Source organism: Methylobacterium soli, from assembly GCF_008806385.1.
Lineage (GTDB): Bacteria > Pseudomonadota > Alphaproteobacteria > Rhizobiales > Beijerinckiaceae > Methylobacterium > Methylobacterium soli.
On record NZ_VZZK01000002.1, the window covers coordinates 1 to 16540 of the forward strand.

18 protein-coding genes are annotated in these 16540 nt (G+C 69.2%); 10 read left to right on the top strand and 8 right to left on the bottom strand.

The window, feature by feature from the left end:
• Positions 1–205 precede the first annotated feature (205 nt).
• Positions 206–727, bottom strand: a complete 522-nt coding sequence (locus F6X53_RS02095) for a DUF2244 domain-containing protein (RefSeq protein WP_150996753.1) — start codon at positions 725–727, stop codon at positions 206–208.
• Between the two features lie 20 nt (positions 728–747).
• Here F6X53_RS02095 and nth point away from each other — a divergent pair, with 20 nt between their 5' ends.
• Both nth and purC read left to right on the top strand, forming a co-directional pair.
• A complete protein-coding gene (gene nth / locus F6X53_RS02100) occupies positions 748–1476 on the top strand; it encodes an endonuclease III (RefSeq protein ID WP_150996755.1) in 729 nt (242 codons plus the stop codon).
• Between the two features lie 272 nt (positions 1477–1748).
• Positions 1749–2543: a phosphoribosylaminoimidazolesuccinocarboxamide synthase gene (purC, locus tag F6X53_RS02105; protein ID WP_150961889.1), complete on the top strand. Its 795-nt coding sequence runs from the start codon at positions 1749–1751 to the stop codon at positions 2541–2543.
• Between the two features lie 81 nt (positions 2544–2624).
• On the opposite strand, the gene F6X53_RS02110 is transcribed toward purC, so the two are convergent.
• From F6X53_RS02110 to F6X53_RS02120, 3 genes are read right to left on the bottom strand one after another with little or no spacing between them, the layout of a single operon-like run.
• Positions 2625–4706: a glycosyltransferase family 2 protein gene (locus tag F6X53_RS02110; RefSeq protein ID WP_150996757.1), complete on the bottom strand. Its 2082-nt coding sequence runs from the start codon at positions 4704–4706 to the stop codon at positions 2625–2627.
• The gene (locus F6X53_RS02115) at positions 4690–5343 is read right to left on the bottom strand and encodes a hypothetical protein (protein ID WP_150996759.1); all 654 of its coding nucleotides are present in this window, start codon (positions 5341–5343) and stop codon (positions 4690–4692) included. Before F6X53_RS02115 ends, F6X53_RS02110 begins: the two co-directional genes overlap by 17 nt.
• 36 nt (positions 5344–5379) lie before the next feature.
• Positions 5380–5904 carry an invasion associated locus B family protein gene (locus F6X53_RS02120; protein WP_373875964.1) on the bottom strand — a complete coding sequence of 175 codons (525 nt, stop codon included), beginning with the start codon at positions 5902–5904 and terminating at the stop codon, positions 5380–5382.
• 189 nt (positions 5905–6093) lie between these two features.
• Here F6X53_RS02120 and F6X53_RS02125 point away from each other — a divergent pair, with 189 nt between their 5' ends.
• On the top strand, positions 6094–6462 hold the full coding sequence (locus F6X53_RS02125; protein WP_150996761.1) for a hypothetical protein: 369 nt from the start codon (positions 6094–6096) through the stop codon (positions 6460–6462).
• A gap of 14 nt (positions 6463–6476) precedes the next feature.
• Here the strand turns inward: F6X53_RS02125 and F6X53_RS02130 are convergent, their stop codons facing one another.
• Entirely contained in the window at positions 6477–7211 is a 735-nt protein-coding gene (locus F6X53_RS02130) for a M48 family metallopeptidase (protein ID WP_150996763.1), read from the bottom strand.
• A gap of 79 nt (positions 7212–7290) precedes the next feature.
• Positions 7291–8568 carry a polyhydroxyalkanoate depolymerase gene (locus F6X53_RS02135; RefSeq protein ID WP_150997359.1) on the bottom strand — a complete coding sequence of 426 codons (1278 nt, stop codon included), beginning with the start codon at positions 8566–8568 and terminating at the stop codon, positions 7291–7293.
• A 152-nt stretch (positions 8569–8720) separates the two neighbouring features.
• Here F6X53_RS02135 and F6X53_RS02140 point away from each other — a divergent pair, with 152 nt between their 5' ends.
• The 6 genes from F6X53_RS02140 (at position 8721) to rcdA (ending at position 13078) form a co-directional block, all read left to right on the top strand.
• Positions 8721–10106: an ActS/PrrB/RegB family redox-sensitive histidine kinase gene (locus F6X53_RS02140; RefSeq protein WP_150996766.1), complete on the top strand. Its 1386-nt coding sequence runs from the start codon at positions 8721–8723 to the stop codon at positions 10104–10106.
• A 37-nt stretch (positions 10107–10143) separates the two neighbouring features.
• The gene (locus F6X53_RS02145; RefSeq protein WP_150996768.1) at positions 10144–10746 is read left to right on the top strand and encodes an ActR/PrrA/RegA family redox response regulator transcription factor; all 603 of its coding nucleotides are present in this window, start codon (positions 10144–10146) and stop codon (positions 10744–10746) included.
• A 199-nt stretch (positions 10747–10945) separates the two neighbouring features.
• Positions 10946–11182 (top strand): hypothetical protein, encoded by a 237-nt coding sequence (locus F6X53_RS02150; protein WP_150996770.1) that lies wholly within the window; start codon positions 10946–10948, stop codon positions 11180–11182.
• Between the two features lie 119 nt (positions 11183–11301).
• Positions 11302–11541 (top strand): phosphoribosylformylglycinamidine synthase subunit PurS, encoded by a 240-nt coding sequence (purS, locus tag F6X53_RS02155; protein WP_150996772.1) that lies wholly within the window; start codon positions 11302–11304, stop codon positions 11539–11541.
• Entirely contained in the window at positions 11541–12221 is a 681-nt protein-coding gene (gene purQ / locus F6X53_RS02160) for a phosphoribosylformylglycinamidine synthase subunit PurQ (RefSeq protein ID WP_150996774.1), read from the top strand. Before purS ends, purQ begins: the two co-directional genes overlap by 1 nt.
• Positions 12222–12547: 326 nt before the next feature.
• Positions 12548–13078: a protease adaptor protein RcdA gene (gene rcdA, locus F6X53_RS02165; protein ID WP_150996776.1), complete on the top strand. Its 531-nt coding sequence runs from the start codon at positions 12548–12550 to the stop codon at positions 13076–13078.
• A gap of 147 nt (positions 13079–13225) precedes the next feature.
• Here rcdA and rpmE read toward each other — a convergent pair whose 3' ends face one another.
• The gene (gene rpmE, locus F6X53_RS02170; RefSeq protein ID WP_150996779.1) at positions 13226–13480 is read right to left on the bottom strand and encodes a 50S ribosomal protein L31; all 255 of its coding nucleotides are present in this window, start codon (positions 13478–13480) and stop codon (positions 13226–13228) included.
• A 155-nt stretch (positions 13481–13635) separates the two neighbouring features.
• On the opposite strand from rpmE, the gene F6X53_RS02175 reads away from it, so the two are divergent.
• Positions 13636–15498, top strand: a complete 1863-nt coding sequence (locus tag F6X53_RS02175; protein WP_150996781.1) for an ABC transporter transmembrane domain-containing protein — start codon at positions 13636–13638, stop codon at positions 15496–15498.
• 24 nt (positions 15499–15522) lie between these two features.
• Here F6X53_RS02175 and F6X53_RS02180 read toward each other — a convergent pair whose 3' ends face one another.
• Positions 15523–16536, bottom strand: a complete 1014-nt coding sequence (locus F6X53_RS02180) for a peptidoglycan -binding protein (protein ID WP_150996783.1) — start codon at positions 16534–16536, stop codon at positions 15523–15525.
• Between the last annotated feature and the right edge of the window lie 4 nt (positions 16537–16540).

Sequence of the window (16540 nt, forward strand, 5' to 3'; positions counted from 1 at the left end):
CCAAGAGACGTTTCAGCGACCGGGCCGCTTCCGCGGCCGGCGCCGATGAGCAGCGGTATACGCACCGCGCCCAAACCCGTCAACCCAAAAACGAACGAAGGAGCAGAACCCCGCGACATCCCGATGACAGATCCAGGCGGTCCGGAGCCGAAGGTCGGAGCCTCGCGCGCCTCCCGTCACGCCTCCGCTCGGCGTGGCTTTCGCCTCAATAGCCCTTCTTCACCTCGGCCAGGGCGCGGGTGAGACCTTGGGCGACGCGGGCGCGCTCGTCCGGCGAGGCGTCCCGGGCCACCACGACGTGCTCGCGACGCGAGATCAACGTGACGCGCTGGAGCCCGTATTCCTCGTCCTCCACCGTCGTCAGCTTCGTCCAGAGGGGATTGAAGCGCCATTCGCGCCGCTCGCCGCGATGGCTGACCCGCGCGAGAAGCACTTCGAGCTGCGAGATCATCACCTCCTCGAAGGAGCGTCCGCGCCGGAAGCTGACCTTCAGGGCCGCGTAGAGCGCGATCATGTCGAGGCCGAAGAACCCGGCGATCGGCCAGAAGCCCATGCGCCAGCACCAGATCGAGGTCGCGGCCGAGACCAGGCAGCATCCCGCCATCACCGCGCGGAACCCCGTTCGGCCGAGCGATTGATGCGGCCGGATCGTCGCCGCGAAGACGGGACGCTCGATCGTGTTCGGATCGAGCCCATCCGGATGGGCAGAGAGGTTGCCGCTCGCCATGGGCTCAATATAACGCGCAGATGGCCGCCCGGAAGTCGTCCCCTATCAAGAATGCATCGGTCGGAGGCAGGCTCGCCCGGCCGATCGTGGCGCATCTCGAGACCGCGCCCGGCCCCGTCGACGCCGCGAGCGTGCGTGAGATCTTCGCGCGGCTGAGCGCCGCCAACCCTGAGCCCCGCGCGGAGCTGGAATACCGCAACCCCTACACCTTGCTGGTGGCCGTGGTCCTCTCCGCGCAGGCGACCGACCGGAGCGTGAACCTGGCCACCGCCCCGCTCTTCGCGATCGCGGATACGCCCGATAAGATGGTCGCCCTCGGCGAGGACGCCGTGCGCGGCTACATCCGCACCATCGGGCTCTTCAACACCAAGGCCAAGAACGTGGTCGCCCTGTCGCGCATCCTGGTGGAGCAACATGGCGGGGTGGTGCCGCGCGCGCGCCGCGACCTCGAAGTCCTTCCGGGCGTCGGCACGAAGACCGCGAGCGTGGTGCTCAACGTCGCCTTCGGCGAGGAGACCATCGCGGTCGACACCCACATCTTCCGGGTCGCGAACCGGATCCCCCTCGTCGTCGCACCGACCACCGACAAGGTGCAGGTCGGGTTGGAGGCCCTCGTGCCGGCGCCCTACCGCTTCAACGCGCATCACTGGCTCATCCTGTTCGGGCGCTACATCTGCAAGGCGCGCCGGCCCGAATGCCCCCGATGCCCCATCCGCGATCTCTGCCGCTACCCGTCGAAGACGGTGTGACGCGCCTCAGGATACGGCACCGGCGGGCGCCGGGCCGCGATCGCCTGCCAGGCCGGCGACGCCGCCCGGCGCGGCCGATCACGCCACCGGGCCGATGCCGGCGCGGGATCGGGAGCCCGGCCAACGCGTTGTGCTGAAAGTCCGCTTCGGCTAGTTTGCCAGGCGGTCGCCGAGGGCCTTCGGCAATGTTGTGCTCTCGCGGCCCGACCTCCCGTCAGGTCGCCACGCCGCGGATTCCGCACAACGTTCTCGTCGCCCTGGAGTCACGGCCCATGGACTTCCTCAAACCACGGTACACGCCTATGAACCGCCGCCGTCGCATCTACGAGGGCAAGGCGAAGGTCCTCTACGAGGGACCGGAGCCCGGGACGCTGATCCAGCACTTCAAGGATGACGCGACCGCCTTCAACGCGAAGAAGCACGAGATCATCGACGGCAAGGGCGTGCTGAACAACCGGATCTCGGAATTCGTGTTTCAGCACCTCAACGACATCGGCGTGCCGACCCATTTCATCCGCCGCCTGAACATGCGCGAGCAGCTCATCCGCGAGGTCGAGATCATTCCGCTCGAGGTCGTAGTGCGCAACGTGGCCGCCGGCTCGCTGGCCACGCGGCTCGGCCTCGAAGAGGGTACGCAGCTGCCGCGCTCGATCATCGAGTTCTATTACAAGAACGACCAGCTCAACGACCCGATGGTGTCGGAGGAGCACATCACGGCCTTCGGCTGGGCGACGCCGCAGGAGATCGACGACATCATGGCGCTCGCCATCCGGGTCAACGACTTCCTGTCGGGCCTCTTCCTCGGCGTCGGCATCCGTCTCGTGGACTTCAAGATGGAGACCGGGCGCCTGTGGGAGGGCGACATGATGCGGATCGTGGTGGCCGACGAGATCTCCCCGGATTCCTGCCGCCTGTGGGACATCAAGTCCTCGGACAAGCTCGACAAGGATCGCTTCCGCAAGGATCTCGGCGGCCTGATCGAGGCCTATACCGAGGTGGCCAAGCGGCTCGGGATCATGTCCGAGAACGAGAAGGTCCAGACGGGCGGTCCGCGCCTCGTCCAGTAGGATCGAGGGGCCGGCCCCCGAGCATCATCGAACGAGACAGGGGCCACGCGCGAGCGGTGGCCCCTGTCTCGTTCGGCGGCCCTATTCCAGATCCTCGCCGAAGGTCGTGAGCGACAGGGCCGGGTGGTAATAGGGATCGTGCCGGATCACGTCGCGCCAGCGCGTGACGAAGCGATCCGCCTCGCGCTCGAAGCGTTGGCGCGCCTCGCCGACGGCCGGTCCGCGGCTCACGGATTCGAGATGTGCGAGCGTCGCGGCCGGCGTCCAGATCGTCCTGTACCCGGCCTGGCCGAGGCGCAGGCAGAAATCGACGTCGTTGAAATCGATCGGAAAGGCCTCGGCGTCGAATCCCCCCACCGCCTCATACTTGTCGCGCGAGACGGCGAGGCAGGCGGCGGTGACGGCCGAGACCTCGTGGGCGACGCGCAGGCGCCCGAGGCGGCCCGGTGTCCCGGCGGGCCGGCGCCTGAGGATATGCCCGGCACGGCCCCCGAGCCCGACGACGACGCCCGCGTGCTGCAAGGTCCCGTTGCCGTACAGGAGCTTGGCGCCGACAGCCCCGATCTCGGGGCGCGCGGCCTGGCGGACCATCGCGTCGAGCCAGGTCGCCTCCAGGATCGCGACATCGTTGTTGAGGAGGACCAGGATGTCGCCGGTCGCCGCCGCCGCGCCCCGGTTGACCATCGCGGAAAAATTGAACGGCGCCGGTTCGATGATGATCTGAACCCGAGGGTCGCGGCGCAGCGTCCGGTAGAAATCGAGCACCGCCGCGTCGGTGGAGCCGTTATCGACGATGATGATCTCGATGGCCGGATAATGCGTCTCGTGAAGGAGGCCTCTGCAGACCCGGGAGATCAGGTCGAACCGGTCGCGGGACGGGATCACGATGCTCACCGCGGGGGCCGGCTGCGGCATGCGCCATCGGAGATCGACGGACCCGCCCCTCATCTCGGTCTCGGCCGGGGCCGCAATCGCAGCGAGGTGTGTGGAGAGCACTCCCGCCGCCGGGATCAGGTCGGAGGGCCAGCGCGGCGTCCGGCAGAGGACGCGCGGGATATGGACCACGTGGCGGGCGGCCGAGGCCACGCCGAGACGAAGCTCCTCCGCGAAGGCATCGATCGGCCCGACGGGCCGGTTCGGCAGCCCGGCGATCAGCCCCCGCGAGAGCAGAGCCGGGGTATCGAAATATCCGGTGACGCGGGCGAGATCGGGGCTCCAATCGGGCTTGAGGGCGGGCAGGCCTTCCCTGTGCTGCGCGTCGGCGTAGATCAGATCGAGCTCCGGCCGGCTCGCCATCGGGTGCGCGAGCAGCGCCAGGGCGTCGGGATCCAGCGTTTCTCCGGGAATGAGGAGGCAGAGCGCATCGGCCTCGGCGGCAAGTTCCCCTCGAAGCGCGGCGTCCTGCCATGCTGCGTGGCTGACCCGGCCATCCTGCGGGATCCCGGTCTCGGCCTCCCGGTTCTCCCACCGGATGTCGGCCGTCCAGTCCGCATGGGTCTGCGCGCGCAGACTCTCGATCGTTCGGGAAAGCCCCCTCCCCTCCCCCGATCGCACCGGGATGAGCACGCGGATCTTCGGCCCGGAGGCATGACGGGTTGCCGGCGCGCGATCGTCCCGCCCGGCCGCCCAGGCCGGAAAGCGGGCGCTCGGCGTGACCGCGCAGGCGCCGCGCAGGATGTCGCGAAACCGGCGCTCGTCGCGGCGCATCCGCTCGTACAAAGCCGCGACCGCCCGCAGGGGGCGCCGGACCAGGCAATCGCAGAACAGGCTCGCATGGCTGCGCAGGCCAACGCGTTCGAGCGAGAAACCCGAACCGGCGGTGACGGCCAACCGGATCTCGGTGACGTCGGAGGGCAGCAGCCCGAGCCAGTGCGCGCGGGTCAGCGTCACGCCCGGCAGAACGAAATCCTGCACCGAGCCGTCTGCCCGGATCAGGCGGAGCATCGGCCGTGTCGGCAGGGCCGTCGGATCGGTGCGGTAGCTGAGAACGATCCAGCCGTCGCGGGCATCGCCCGCGATGACGAGACTCCGGTCGAAGACCGGATCGTCGGTGGGGACGAAGTGGAAATCGGTTTGCCGGCCGAGCCACGGACGGGCGGAACGCGGTCGGATCAGGTCGTCACCCTCGCGCCCCTGTGCGGGCGGTTCACTGCGTGGCTCCATCGCCACCGGACGCGGCCGCCGCCGGCGGCGCCTTGCGGCGCGCGGGCGGCTTCGCCTTCGCCTTCGCACCGCCAAGTCCGACCTCGATCTCGTAATCGCGCCCCATGGCGGCCGGGACCACGAGGTCTTCCTCGATGATCGAGAAGAACCCCTGGGCCTCGCCGGGCGCGACCGTCACCGAGGTCCGGCGGGAGCGCGAGGTCACCACCTTGTCGTCGTACTTGATCGCGATCGTGAGCGGCACGTCGAACCGACCGGCCGCACCGGCAGGCCCGAGCAGCACGCGCCCTTCCACCCCGACCTTGACGCCGATCGATCCGTCCTGGCGCCGCGTGCACTCCCGTGCGAGTTGCCCGAGGCTCATCTGCGTCCGGATGCTCGCCGCATTGCCGACCTGCCCGCCCATGGCCTGCAAGGCCGCGCCCCCCTCCGCGACCCCGACGGGCGGGCAATAGGCCGCCTCCAGTTCCGGCGCCTGCGAGGGCGGAACGGTCGTCCCGCCATATTTGAAGATGTTCGACAGGAAGTTGCCGTCCTCGGCCCGTGCCCCCGAGGCCGCCAGCAACCCGAGCGCCAGCAGACCGCCGCGCCATAACTGTCCCTGCTTCGCGTGATCCCGCCGGCTTGTCCCTACCATGCCGTCTCGCGTCCTCGCGGCCCTTGTCTGCGATTTCTACTTCAGGCTGTCGAAGCCCGCACCGAAACCCTTCATCGACAGCGGAATCCCGACCCCCTCCTCGGGCGTCTGGAAGACGATGAAGGTCGCCTGCGTACCGGACTTGAACTGACGGATCAGGTTCTCGTCCATCACCACCTCGGCGACGCATCCCGTCGTCAGGCAGCGCACGAAACCGGCGCGGCCGATATCGGTCTGATCGATCTTCAGACCGAGGCCGGAGGGAATCAGAACCCCGAGCGGGGCCACCACACGCAGGAGGTAGCCGCGATTGTCGGCGGTCTTCAGGACGATGACCACGAGGGTCAGGTTCGGCCTGTCCTCCGCGGCGAGATACTGCACCATCGCGCATTGCTCGGCCTTGGCCCCGGCCGGCGTCTCGCACCGCAACTGCCAATCGTCGAAGGTCTTGCGCACCATGCCCTGCGCAACGGCGGGGCAGGCCCCGGCAAGCGCGAGGAATGCGGGGGCGAGCGCCACGGTGAAACGCCTTGCCGCTGCCAGCCCAGTTCGCAGACCCACGCGCCGATCCCTCTACGAGCGCCCCGGCGCCGAGAGGGCGCAGAGCCGAAAGCCCGGTGTTCCGACCATGCTGAGCCGTGCGCTGTCAAGCGAAGACGGCGGGCTCATTGTTGCCATAATGAGCTATCCGCGCGTGCCGCTACGCTCTACGTGTGAAGCTGACCCGTCCCTCGCACCGGAACGCCCGCCATGCGTCACCTCGCCCTGCCGGTCATCCTCGTTCTCGCTGGCCTCTCCCAGGCTGCGGCCGAACCGCTCCCGATCGGGGAGACCACCTATATCGAGCGCTCCCTCAACCGCGATGGACCGCTGACGATCGAGCACCCGCCGGTCTCCCGCAATCCTTACGGCCGCCGCAACGGGCGCGCGGCCGAGATCGCCGGCTTCTGCCGGGATGGCGGCTATGTGCGCCGCCGCGATGCGGACGGGCATGCGACGATCGTCCGGCAACGCGAAGTCTGCGACAGCGTCGCACCGCGCACGCTCTATCCCGGTCAGGTCGATCCACGGCCGACCTGGCCTGTCGAGGAGGTGCGGGTCCTCCGCTCCAAGGGCTGAAGCGGCGTCCCAGCTCAGCCGTAGCGGTGCAGGCTCGCGCCGTGCCGCTTGAGCCAGGCCTCCGCCTCGTCGACCTGCGGGCAGAGGCTGCCGAGGAGGGTCCAGAACCGGTTCGAGTGATTCATCTCCCGCAGATGCGTCATCTCGTGAGCGACGAGGTAATCGAGCACCATCGGCGGGGCCAGGATCAGCCGCCAGGAGAAGTTCAGGTCTCCGCGCGCTGTGCAGGATCCCCAGCGGCTGCGCGTATCGCGCACGGTGATGCGCTTGGGGCCCTGCCCCAGGGCCTCGGTGTAGCGGCCGACAGAGGCCTGGAGATCGCGCCGAACCTCCCGCTCCAGGAAGTCGCGCACCCGGCGCGCCACGTGGGCTTCCTCGCAGGAAACCGAGATGGCCGGCGCGCTGCCGTCGCGGTCGAGGGTGGTGGCGCCGCTGCGAACACCCCGATGGACGATCCGGTGAGCCTCGCCGCGCAAGGGGAGAACCTCGCCGGGTGCGAAGGGCACGCGCTCGGGCAGCCGCGCGAGGCGCGCCGCGATCCAGCCGCCATGGCTCACGGCAAAGCGCTGCGCCGTCGCGATGGCGGTCCGTGCGGGCAACGTGATCACGACCTCGCCGGTCGCCTGCGACACGCGCAGCGTCAGTCGGCGCGCGCTCGGAAGCCGGCGGACGGAGATGCGGAAATTCTCGCCATCATGGACGACGTCGAGATGATCCGGGTCGGGCCGGCGCAGAAGGGCGATGGGCATGAGGCCAGCTTAGCCTCACGCGGTCCGGCTCTCCAGTCACGCCGGGCCCGGCGCGGCCGTTTTCAAGAGGCGCGGCGCCTCACACGACGCGCCGAAGGTGGGGCTGTGCCTCCGCCGGCTGGCGCGCCATCTCCCGGATGAAGGCGCTGATGCGCGGCGCGATCACCGTGCGGAAACGAGAGCCGTTGAACACGCCGTAATGCCCGACGCTGCTCTGCAGGTGGTACGCCTTGCGCGAGGGCGACAGGTTCGGCGTCAGGTCGAGGGCGGCCTGCGTCTGCCCGACGCCGGAGATGTCGTCGTTCTCACCCTCGACGGCGAGGATGCCGCAGCGCCGGATCGCCCCGAGATCGACCGGGACGCCGTGATGCCGCATCTCCCCCCTTGGGAGCGCGTGGTCGACGAAGACGGCCTTCACCGTCTGGAGGTAGAACTCCGCCGTGAGATCCATCACGGCGAGATACTCGTCGTAGAATTCACGGTGCTTCTCGGCAGAATCGCCGTCCCCGGTCACCAGATGGTCGAACATCTCGGCATGCGCGCTGACATGCCGGTCGAGATTCATCGCCATGAAGCCGGAGAGCTGCAGGAAGCCCGGATAAACCTGCCGCCACGCGCCCGGATACAGGGGCGGCACGAAGGTGATGCAGTTGCGCTCGAACCAGTTCTGGCCGCGCTCCTGCGCGAGGCAATTCACGGCCGTCGGCGAGCGGCGCGTGTCGATCGGACCGCCCATCAGCGTCATCGACACGGGAACGAAGGGACTTGCCTCGGCCTCCATCACGGCGACCGCCGCCGCGACCGGCACGGCGGGCTGGCACACGGCCATGACGTTCAGGTCCGGCCCGAGGTCACGGAACATGTCCTTGAGATAATCGATGTAGGTATCGAGATCGAAGCGCCCCTCGATGAGGGGCACCATGCGGGCATCCGTCCAATCGGTGATGAAGACCTGGTGATTGGGCAGCATCGCCTCGACCGTCCCGCGCAGGAGCGTGGCGTAGTGGCCGGACATCGGCGCCACGATGAGAAGCTTCGATTGCTCCTCCGCGCGCGCCTGGAGGAAACCGCGATCGAAGGCGATGACGCGGCAGAAGGGCCGCTCCCACACGATCCGCTCGCGGACCGGGACGGACCTGCCGTCGATGCGCGTCTCGGTGATGCCGAAGCTCGGCTTGCCGTAGCGGCGCGTGACGCGCTCGAACATCTCGCACCCCGCCGACATCGAGCGGGCATAGGGCGAGTACGCCATCGGATTGGCCGGGTTCGAGAGACTGTGGCGGACCATGTCGGCGCCGACGCGCGCCGGCGTCAGCATTGCTCTCGCCCCCTCGTACCAGAAGTAAGCCAAGTCCATGGGAAGCGCCTCTACTTCGATCAGCACCACAGGATTTCGACCTGCAGGTGGCAACATGAAGGCGATCCTAGCGGTTCCCGGATGAATCGCCGCATAACGGCTCTGAAGAGAGAACTGGACGGTTTCCTTCCGCACCCTATCGTCAGCAGGACATGTCAGACACGAGCACGAGCGGCTTCGTCCGCGATGCACGCCATTTGAGGCTCGACACCTTCGTGCGCCTGCGCTGGCTCGCGATCACCGGGCAGAGCGCCGCGGTCGTCGGTGCCCAGTTCGGGCTCGGCCTCGCCCTGCCCTTCGGGTGGTGCTTCCTCGTGATCGCGGCCTCGTCCTGGCTGAACCTCGCCCTGCGGATCCGCTTCCCCGCGAGCTATCGGCTGAGCGACGATTCCGCGGCCCTGCTCCTCGCCTTCGACATCATCCAGCTCGCCGCCCTGCTCTTCCTGACCGGGGGGCTGCAGAACCCCTTCTCGCTGCTGTTCCTCGCCCCCGTCCTGATCTCGGCCACCGCCCTGCCGCCGGAGCGGACGCTCGCGCTCGGGCTGCTCGCCATCGGCCTGGCCACGCTGCTGGCCCTCGTCCACAGGCCGCTGCCCTGGTTCTCGGACGGGCGCATCGAGCTGCCGTTCCTGTATATTTCCGGGGTCTGGACCGCGATCCTGCTCGGGACCGCCTTCACGGGGGTCTATGCCTGGAGGGTGGCGGAGGAGACGCGCCAGCTTGCCCAGGCGCTCGCCGCGACGGAGCTGGTTCTCGCCCGCGAGCAGCATCTCTCCCAGCTCGATGGCCTCGCGGCCGCGGCGGCCCACGAGCTCGGCACGCCGCTCGGGACCATCATGGTCGTGACCAAGGAGCTGGTGCGCCAGCTCGGGCCGACCGCCTCGCCCGCCGTGGCGGAGGATCTGAGCCTCCTGCGCGAGCAGGTCGACCGCTGCCGCGGAATTCTCTCGAAGCTCACCTCCCTCGATGGGGACCAGGGCGGATTTCTCCAGACCGTCAGCTTCAGCCACCTCGTCGAGGAGCTGGTCGCCCCGCAGCGCGCGCTAGGAACCATCCTGGAGGCCTCGAACCAGGGCGAAGGACCGGAGCCGGTCTGCCGCCGCAACCCCGGCGTCATGTTCGGCCTCGCCAACATCGTCGACAACGCCCTCGACTTCGCAGAATCGCGGGTCGTGGTCGAGGCGCGCTGGACGCTCGACCGCGTCTCCCTCGAGATCCGCGACGATGGTCCGGGCTTCTCGAGCGAGGTCCTGCTGCGCGCCGGCGAGCCCTACGTGACGACCCGCAGCCCGGACCGGGTCGTCGGCGGCGAGACCGTCGGCGCCGGGCTCGGGCTCGGGCTCTTCATCGCCAAGACCCTGATCGAGCGGTCGGGCGCCCAACTCACGCTCTCCAATGCCTCGCAACCCGGAATGCGCGGCGCCATCGTGCGAATCTCCTGGGCGCGCCCTATCTTCGAGCGCGGCGCGACGCCCCGACAGATCCCCGAATTCAGTGTTGCGCAGCCCCTGACGCAACGCGACCCGACACCTATATAAGGTGCTGAACAGACACGATGAAACTGGAGGAGCGTCGATGCTGACGCAGACCGGAATGTCGGCGCCCGGCGCCGACGCCATGCCCCTTGCCGAGAACGATCCCCTGGCCGCCTTCAGCGACCGCTCCCTGCTGATCGTCGATGACGACAAGCCCTTCTCGACGCGCTTGGCGCGCGCCATGGAGAGCCGCGGTTATCACGTTCAGGTCGCCGAGAGCGTGGCCGAGGGCGTCTCCATGGTTGAGGCACGTCCGCCGGCCTTCGCGGTGATCGACATGCGGCTCGGCGACGGCAACGGCCTCGACGTGATCGCCCGCCTGAAGGAACGCCGCCCCGAGGCGCGCGGTGTCATCCTGACCGGCTACGGCAACATCGCGACCGCCGTGACCGCCGTGAAGCTCGGGGCCTTCGACTATCTGGCCAAGCCCGCCGACGCCGACGAGATCCACGGCACCCTGATGGCGCAGCCGGGCGAGCGGGCCGATCCGCCCGAGAACCCGATGTCGGCCGACCGGGTCCGCTGGGAGCACATCCAGCGGGTCTACGAGCTCTGCGCCCGCAACGTCTCCGAGACGGCCCGCCGGCTCAACATGCACCGCCGGACGCTGCAGCGCATCCTCGCCAAGCGGGCGCCGCGCTGAGATCGGACCCGCTTCGGCGCCGCCTCTTGCGGGGCGCGCCGGGGCGGGTTCGTGTCCACCGGAATCACGTACCGCCCCGGGGTAAGCCGCCGCCATCCGGGCCGCGCGGTTGCGCAGCACCGACCAATCGGGCTACTGCGCCACGGTCCGGCGCCGATCGATCCGCGCCGAACCCCGATTTACGACGGATGCCAGCCACGTGAACACGCGCAACCTGATCACGATCGTCAGCATGATGGTGCTGGTCGGGACCGAGGTCTTCGCCGTGGCGATCGCCGCAGGCTGGGCCCTTGCCGGTTTGCTGGACCTCGGTGACCGCGTCGGCCACGTGCTGATGGGGCTGTTCAGCCTGTTCGCCGCCTGGATCATGCTGCAGCTCTGGCGCCGCGCGACGAGCATCGAGCCCCTTCGCTCCACCCCGACGTCGCGACGCTGACCGGGCCCTCGTGAGCACCGGTCCCGACGATCGTTCAGGCCGGCGCCCACTGGTTCGTTGTCCGCGCATCCGTTACGCCTGAACGGCGCTCCGCCCCGCAATCACACGAGTGTCCTGCCATGAAAGCGCGAATCATCGTCACCCTGAAGACAGGCGTGCTGGACCCGCAGGGCAAGGCGATCGAGTCCGCGCTGAAATCCTTCGGCATCGACGATGTCGGCAGCGTCCGGCAGGGCAAGGTCTTCGACGTCGAGATCGCCGCGACGGACGGCACTGACGCCGAGGCAACCCTGAAGGCCGCGTGCGAGAAGCTCCTCGCCAACACGGTCGTCGAGAACTACGCGATCGAGATCGTCTGATGCGCGCCGCCATCGTGGTTTTCCCCGGGTCCAACCGCAATGCCGACGTGGCGCGGGCGCTCAAGCTCGCGGGCGCCGAGGTTGTCACGGTTTGGCACGCCGACACCGCGCTTCCCGAGGGCACCGACCTCGCGGTTCTGCCGGGCGGGTTCTCGTATGGTGACTATCTGCGATGCGGGGCGATCGCCGGGCGCGCGGCGGCGATGGATGCGGTGCGGGCGCATGCGGCCCGGGGCGGTCTGGTGCTCGGCATCTGCAACGGCTTCCAGATCCTGTGCGAATCGGGGCTCCTACCGGGCGTGCTGATGCGCAACGTCAACCGGCGCTTCATCTGCCATCGGCAATTGCTGCGCGTCGAGCGGAACGACACCCGCTTCACCTCGGCCTACGCGCAGGGTCAGGTCATCGACGTCTGCGTCGCGCATGGCGAGGGCAATTATTTCGCGGATCCCGAGACGATCGCCAGGATCGAGGGCGAGGGTCGCGTCGCCTTCCGGTACTGCGACGCGCAAGGGACGCTCACCGTCGATGCCAACCGCAACGGCTCCTTGAATTCGATTGCCGGCATCTACTCGGAGCAGCGCAACGTCCTGGGCTTGATGCCGCATCCGGAGAACTTCGTCGAAGGGCTTGTCGGCGGGACCGATGGGCGAGGCCTGTTCGAGAGCATGGCGGCCTGAGGCGGCCTTTAACCGGCCGTTAACCTTTCCGGTCCATGAAGGAGGCAGTCCAGATGTCTGGATGTCGAGTGGTACCTCCGTCCACTCTGTTTGATGCCTCCCTGTAGACTCATCCAAGGCCGCCCTCACCCGGGCGGCTTTTTTTTCGTCGAAGGCGGTCCGTGCCGGATCGGACGCTGCGGCACCTCCTGGCCCCGTTAACGTTACCCCCCGGTTAGCCCAGCGAAAATTCGGGTTCGGCGCTAGAGTTGCGCCGTGGGCCGTGAAGGCGCCGGTCGCGTTCCAATTCGGGACGGATCCGCACCGGCCGCGGCACAGGAGGCACAATGAACGGGTTCGACGTCACGTTCCGGGACGAGCGGGACTGGGTCAATTTCGGCGAGACCTACGTCGCGTCCGAGGCGTTCCGGGCCCTGTTTCGGGATGGGATGGCGCTGGTCGAGGAGACGGCCGCCTATCTCGACGGCGAAGGCCGCGAGGAATCGCGCCTGATCTCGCGCGACGCCACCCTCGGCTACGCCGCCGAGAGCATGCGTCTCACCACCCTGCTGATGCAGATCGCCTCCTGGCTCCTCGTGCAGCGCGCCGTCTCCGAGGGTGAGATCACGCCCGGGCAGGCCTTGCAGGAGAAGACGCGGGTGAAGCTCGCGATGCCGGAGCCCGTGCGCGCCGAAGCCCTGGCTATGCTGCCGCTGCGCCTGCAAGCCCTCGTGATGCGGGCCCGCCGCCTGCACGCCCGTATCCTGCATCTCGACACGCTGATCTCGGACGACCGCCCGACACCGACGACCCGGGAGAGCCCGGTGGCGGCCCAACAGGGTTTGCTGCGCTCGGCTTTCCCGGGCAGCGCGCATTAAGAGATCGGCGCGCGTTGTCCGGGCGTTTCGGCCCGGGGAACGCCCGAACGGAAGCGCAAAAACGCGAGCGGGCGGCACCGTGGGTGCCGCCCGCTCGCGTCGTTTGAGGCCCCGCGCACCCGAAGGCGCGCGGTCTGCCGAGCCGGATTACTTCTTGCCGAAGCTGAGGCTGCCGAACCGCGAGTTGAAGCGCGAGACGCGCCCGCCGCGATCGAGCATCTTCTGCTCACCGCCGGTCCAGGCCGGGTGGGTGAACGGATCGATGTCGAGATTGAGGGTGTCGCCCTCCTTGCCGTAGGTCGACCGGGTCATGTAGTCGGACCCATCGGTCATCACGACCTTGATGAAATGGTAGTCGGGATGCTCGGTCCCCTTGGCCTTGTCGGCCGCACTCTTTGCCATGACGAAGTCCTCGAATAGCCACGCCGACCGGCCCGTCTGGCGGCCCGCGGCCATTGAACACGCGCAATCGGATGAAGGCGCGCGTATACCGCAGCCTTAAGCCGCGAACAAGCGTAGAAGACACCCGAGTCAGGGAGCAACGACGATGAGGCACGATGGCCGCCCGTAACAAGAGCCGCGGCAGCGAGGGGAGCGGCAGCGAGGGGCGCGGGAAGGCGCCGCTCGGCGCATTGCGTCCGCTGATTCCCTTCGCGGCCGTCTATCGCGGCCGCATCCTCGCCGCCTTCATCTCGCTGCTGGCCGCCTCCGGCGCGACGTTGACCGTCCCGATCGCCATGCGCCGGGTGATCGATCACGGTTTCTCGGCCGAGGGCCACAGCGTCATCGACGCCTATTTCCTGGCCCTCCTCGGGGTCGTCGCGATCCTGGCTCTGTCCAGCGCGGGGCGTTACTACACCGTGGTGACGCTCGGCGAGCGCGTGGTGGCGGACCTGCGCTCCGCCGTGTTCCGACGCCTGACGATCCTCGACCCCGCCTTCTTCGACAAGGCGCAATCCGGCGAGATCGTCTCGCGGCTCACGGCGGACGCGACGCAGGTCAAATCCGTGTTCGGCGTCTCGATCTCGATCCTCCTGCGCAACGCCTTCCTGTTCATCGGGGCGGTGGTGATGATGGTGATCACGAGCCCCAGGCTCTCGATCCTGGTGCTGGTGGCAATTCCCCTGATCGTGTTTCCGCTCATCCTGTCGGGACGAGGCGTGCGCCGCCGCTCGCGGGCCGCGCAGGACAGGCTCGCCGATGCCTCCGCCTATGCGGCCGAGGCGGTGGGCGCCGTGCGCACGATGCAGGCCTTCGGCATGGGGGCGGCGACCGCCGCCCGCTTCGCCGAGGCCTCCGAGAACGCCTATGCGGCCGCCCGCGATTCGATCCGCGCGCGCGCGCTCCTCACCGGCGTGGCGATCTTCCTGATCTCGTCGAGCGTCGTCGGGGTGATGTGGTACGGCGCGCAGGGCGTCCTCAGCGGCGCGATGACGGCCGGACAGCTCTCCCAGTTCGTGCTCTACGCCGTCTTCGGCGCGAGCGCCCTCGGACAGCTCTCGGAAGTCTACGGCGAACTCGCCCAGGCCGCGGGCGCCGCCGAGCGTCTCGGCGAGATCCTGGCGTCCGAGCCGGCCATCGCGACGCCGGCCGATCCCCTGAGCCTGCCGCGCCCGGCGCGCGGCGAGGTCGCCTTCGATGCCGTGCGCTTCGCCTACCCGACCCGGGCCGGGCACGCGTCGCTCGACGGCATCAGCTTCACGGTCCGGCCCGGCGAGCGGATCGCCCTCGTGGGTCCGTCCGGGGCCGGCAAAACCACGGTGCTGCAACTCCTCCTGCGCTTCTACGACCCGCAGACCGGCACCGTGCGGGTCGACGGCGTGGATATCGCCCGGGTCGACCCCGAGGCCCTGCGCGAGCGCCTGTCCCTCGTTCCGCAGGACCCAACGGTGTTTTCCGGCACGGTGCTTCAGAACATTTCCTACGGGCGCGCCGCGGCCACGGAGGCCGAGGTGCGCCGCGCGGCGGAACTCGCCAACGCGGATACGTTCATCCGGGCCCTGCCGCAGGGTTACGCCACCCCGGTGGGCGAGCGCGGCGTGACCCTGTCCGGCGGCCAGCGCCAGAGGATCGCCATCGCCCGCGCGATCCTCAAGGACGCCCCGATCCTGCTCCTCGACGAGGCGACGTCGGCCCTCGATGCCGAGAGCGAGCGCGCGGTGCAATCCGCCCTCGACACCCTGATGCGAGGCCGCACCACCCTGGTGATCGCGCACCGCCTCGCCACGATCCGGGCGGCCGACCGCATCCTCGTCCTCGACGACGGCCGGATCGTCGAGGAGGGCACGCATGAGAGCCTGCTGGCGCAGGGGGCGCTCTACGCGCAGCTCGCCGCCCTGCAATTCACCGATGCCCTCGACGAGACGGCCCGCGGCAAGGAGGTGCGCCCGCGCCACGCCACGCTCCCGGCGGCCGAGTAGCGCCCGGGCGGCTCTGAGCCCGGACTACCGCTCGGTCAGCTTCAGCTCGATCCGGCGGTTCTTCGCGTAGGCCTCCTCGGTGGTTCCAGCGTCGAGGGGCTGGAATTCCCCGAAGGCGCCGGCCAGGAGGCGCTGGGGCGGGATGCCCCTGGCGGCCATGTACTGGACCACCGCGATGGCGCGCGCCGCCGAGAGGGACCAGTTCGAGGGGAATTGCGCGCTCGCGATCGGCCGCGCGTCGGTGTGCCCGTCGACGCGCAGGACCCAGGGAAGATCGGGCGGGATCTGCTTCGACAGGTCGAGGATGGCGCCGGCGATGCGGTCGAGTTCGGGGCCGGCCTCCGGCTTCAGGGCGGCGGAGCCGGCGGGGAACAGCACCTCGGATTGCAGGACGAAGCGGTCGCCGACGACCCGGATGTCGCTGCGGCTGCCGAGGATCTGGCGCAGGCGGCCGAAGAAGTCCGACCGGTAGCGGGCCAGTTCCTGCACCTTCTGGGCGAGCGCGACGTTGAGGCGGCTGCCGAGATCGGCGATGCGGGCCTGGCTCTCGCGGTCGCGCGCCTCGGAGGCCGCGAGGGCATCCTCCAGGGCGGCGAGCTGGCGGCGCATGGCGCTGATCTGCTCGTTGAGGAGATCGACCTGCGTCAGCGCCCGCGCGGCGGCACCGCGCTCGGCCTGGAGCTGCTTGTCGAGATCCGAGGTCTGTCCCTGGGCCGTGCTGCCGGCCTCGGCCTGCGCCCGCAGGCGGTCGCGGTCGGCCTCGGCCGAGAGAAGGGTGGTGCGCAGGTTCTGGGCGGTCTCCTCCTGAGCCCGACGGTTCGAGCGCTCGAGGGCGAGGAGATCCGTGAGATCGGCGATCTGGCGGTTCAGCTTCAGCAGCACCGTGTCGCGCCCGCTGATTTCCTGGGACAGGAAGAACTGGCCGACCACGAAGATCGTGAGCAGGAACACCACCGAGAGGAGGAGCGTCGCGAGCGCGTCGACGTAGCCCGGCCAGACGTTGAGGGTGCGCTCGCGCCGCGCGAGGCGGGAGGCCACCGGC

What these genes read in the sequence shown, in the direction of transcription:
- F6X53_RS02095 (WP_150996753.1), bottom strand. Translation starts at nt 727, where the DNA reads ATGGCGAGCGGCAACCTCTCTGCCCATCCGGATGGGCTCGATCCGAAC.
- nth (WP_150996755.1), top strand. Translation starts at nt 748, where the DNA reads ATGGCCGCCCGGAAGTCGTCCCCTATCAAGAATGCATCGGTCGGAGGC.
- purC (WP_150961889.1), top strand. Translation starts at nt 1,749, where the DNA reads ATGGACTTCCTCAAACCACGGTACACGCCTATGAACCGCCGCCGTCGC.
- F6X53_RS02110 (WP_150996757.1), bottom strand. Translation starts at nt 4,706, where the DNA reads ATGGAGCCACGCAGTGAACCGCCCGCACAGGGGCGCGAGGGTGACGAC.
- F6X53_RS02115 (WP_150996759.1), bottom strand. Translation starts at nt 5,343, where the DNA reads ATGGTAGGGACAAGCCGGCGGGATCACGCGAAGCAGGGACAGTTATGG.
- F6X53_RS02125 (WP_150996761.1), top strand. Translation starts at nt 6,094, where the DNA reads ATGCGTCACCTCGCCCTGCCGGTCATCCTCGTTCTCGCTGGCCTCTCC.
- F6X53_RS02130 (WP_150996763.1), bottom strand. Translation starts at nt 7,211, where the DNA reads ATGCCCATCGCCCTTCTGCGCCGGCCCGACCCGGATCATCTCGACGTC.
- F6X53_RS02135 (WP_150997359.1), bottom strand. Translation starts at nt 8,568, where the DNA reads ATGGACTTGGCTTACTTCTGGTACGAGGGGGCGAGAGCAATGCTGACG.
- F6X53_RS02140 (WP_150996766.1), top strand. Translation starts at nt 8,721, where the DNA reads ATGTCAGACACGAGCACGAGCGGCTTCGTCCGCGATGCACGCCATTTG.
- F6X53_RS02145 (WP_150996768.1), top strand. Translation starts at nt 10,144, where the DNA reads ATGCTGACGCAGACCGGAATGTCGGCGCCCGGCGCCGACGCCATGCCC.
- purS (WP_150996772.1), top strand. Translation starts at nt 11,302, where the DNA reads ATGAAAGCGCGAATCATCGTCACCCTGAAGACAGGCGTGCTGGACCCG.
- purQ (WP_150996774.1), top strand. Translation starts at nt 11,541, where the DNA reads ATGCGCGCCGCCATCGTGGTTTTCCCCGGGTCCAACCGCAATGCCGAC.
- rcdA (WP_150996776.1), top strand. Translation starts at nt 12,548, where the DNA reads ATGAACGGGTTCGACGTCACGTTCCGGGACGAGCGGGACTGGGTCAAT.
- rpmE (WP_150996779.1), bottom strand. Translation starts at nt 13,480, where the DNA reads ATGGCAAAGAGTGCGGCCGACAAGGCCAAGGGGACCGAGCATCCCGAC.
- F6X53_RS02175 (WP_150996781.1), top strand. Translation starts at nt 13,636, where the DNA reads ATGGCCGCCCGTAACAAGAGCCGCGGCAGCGAGGGGAGCGGCAGCGAG.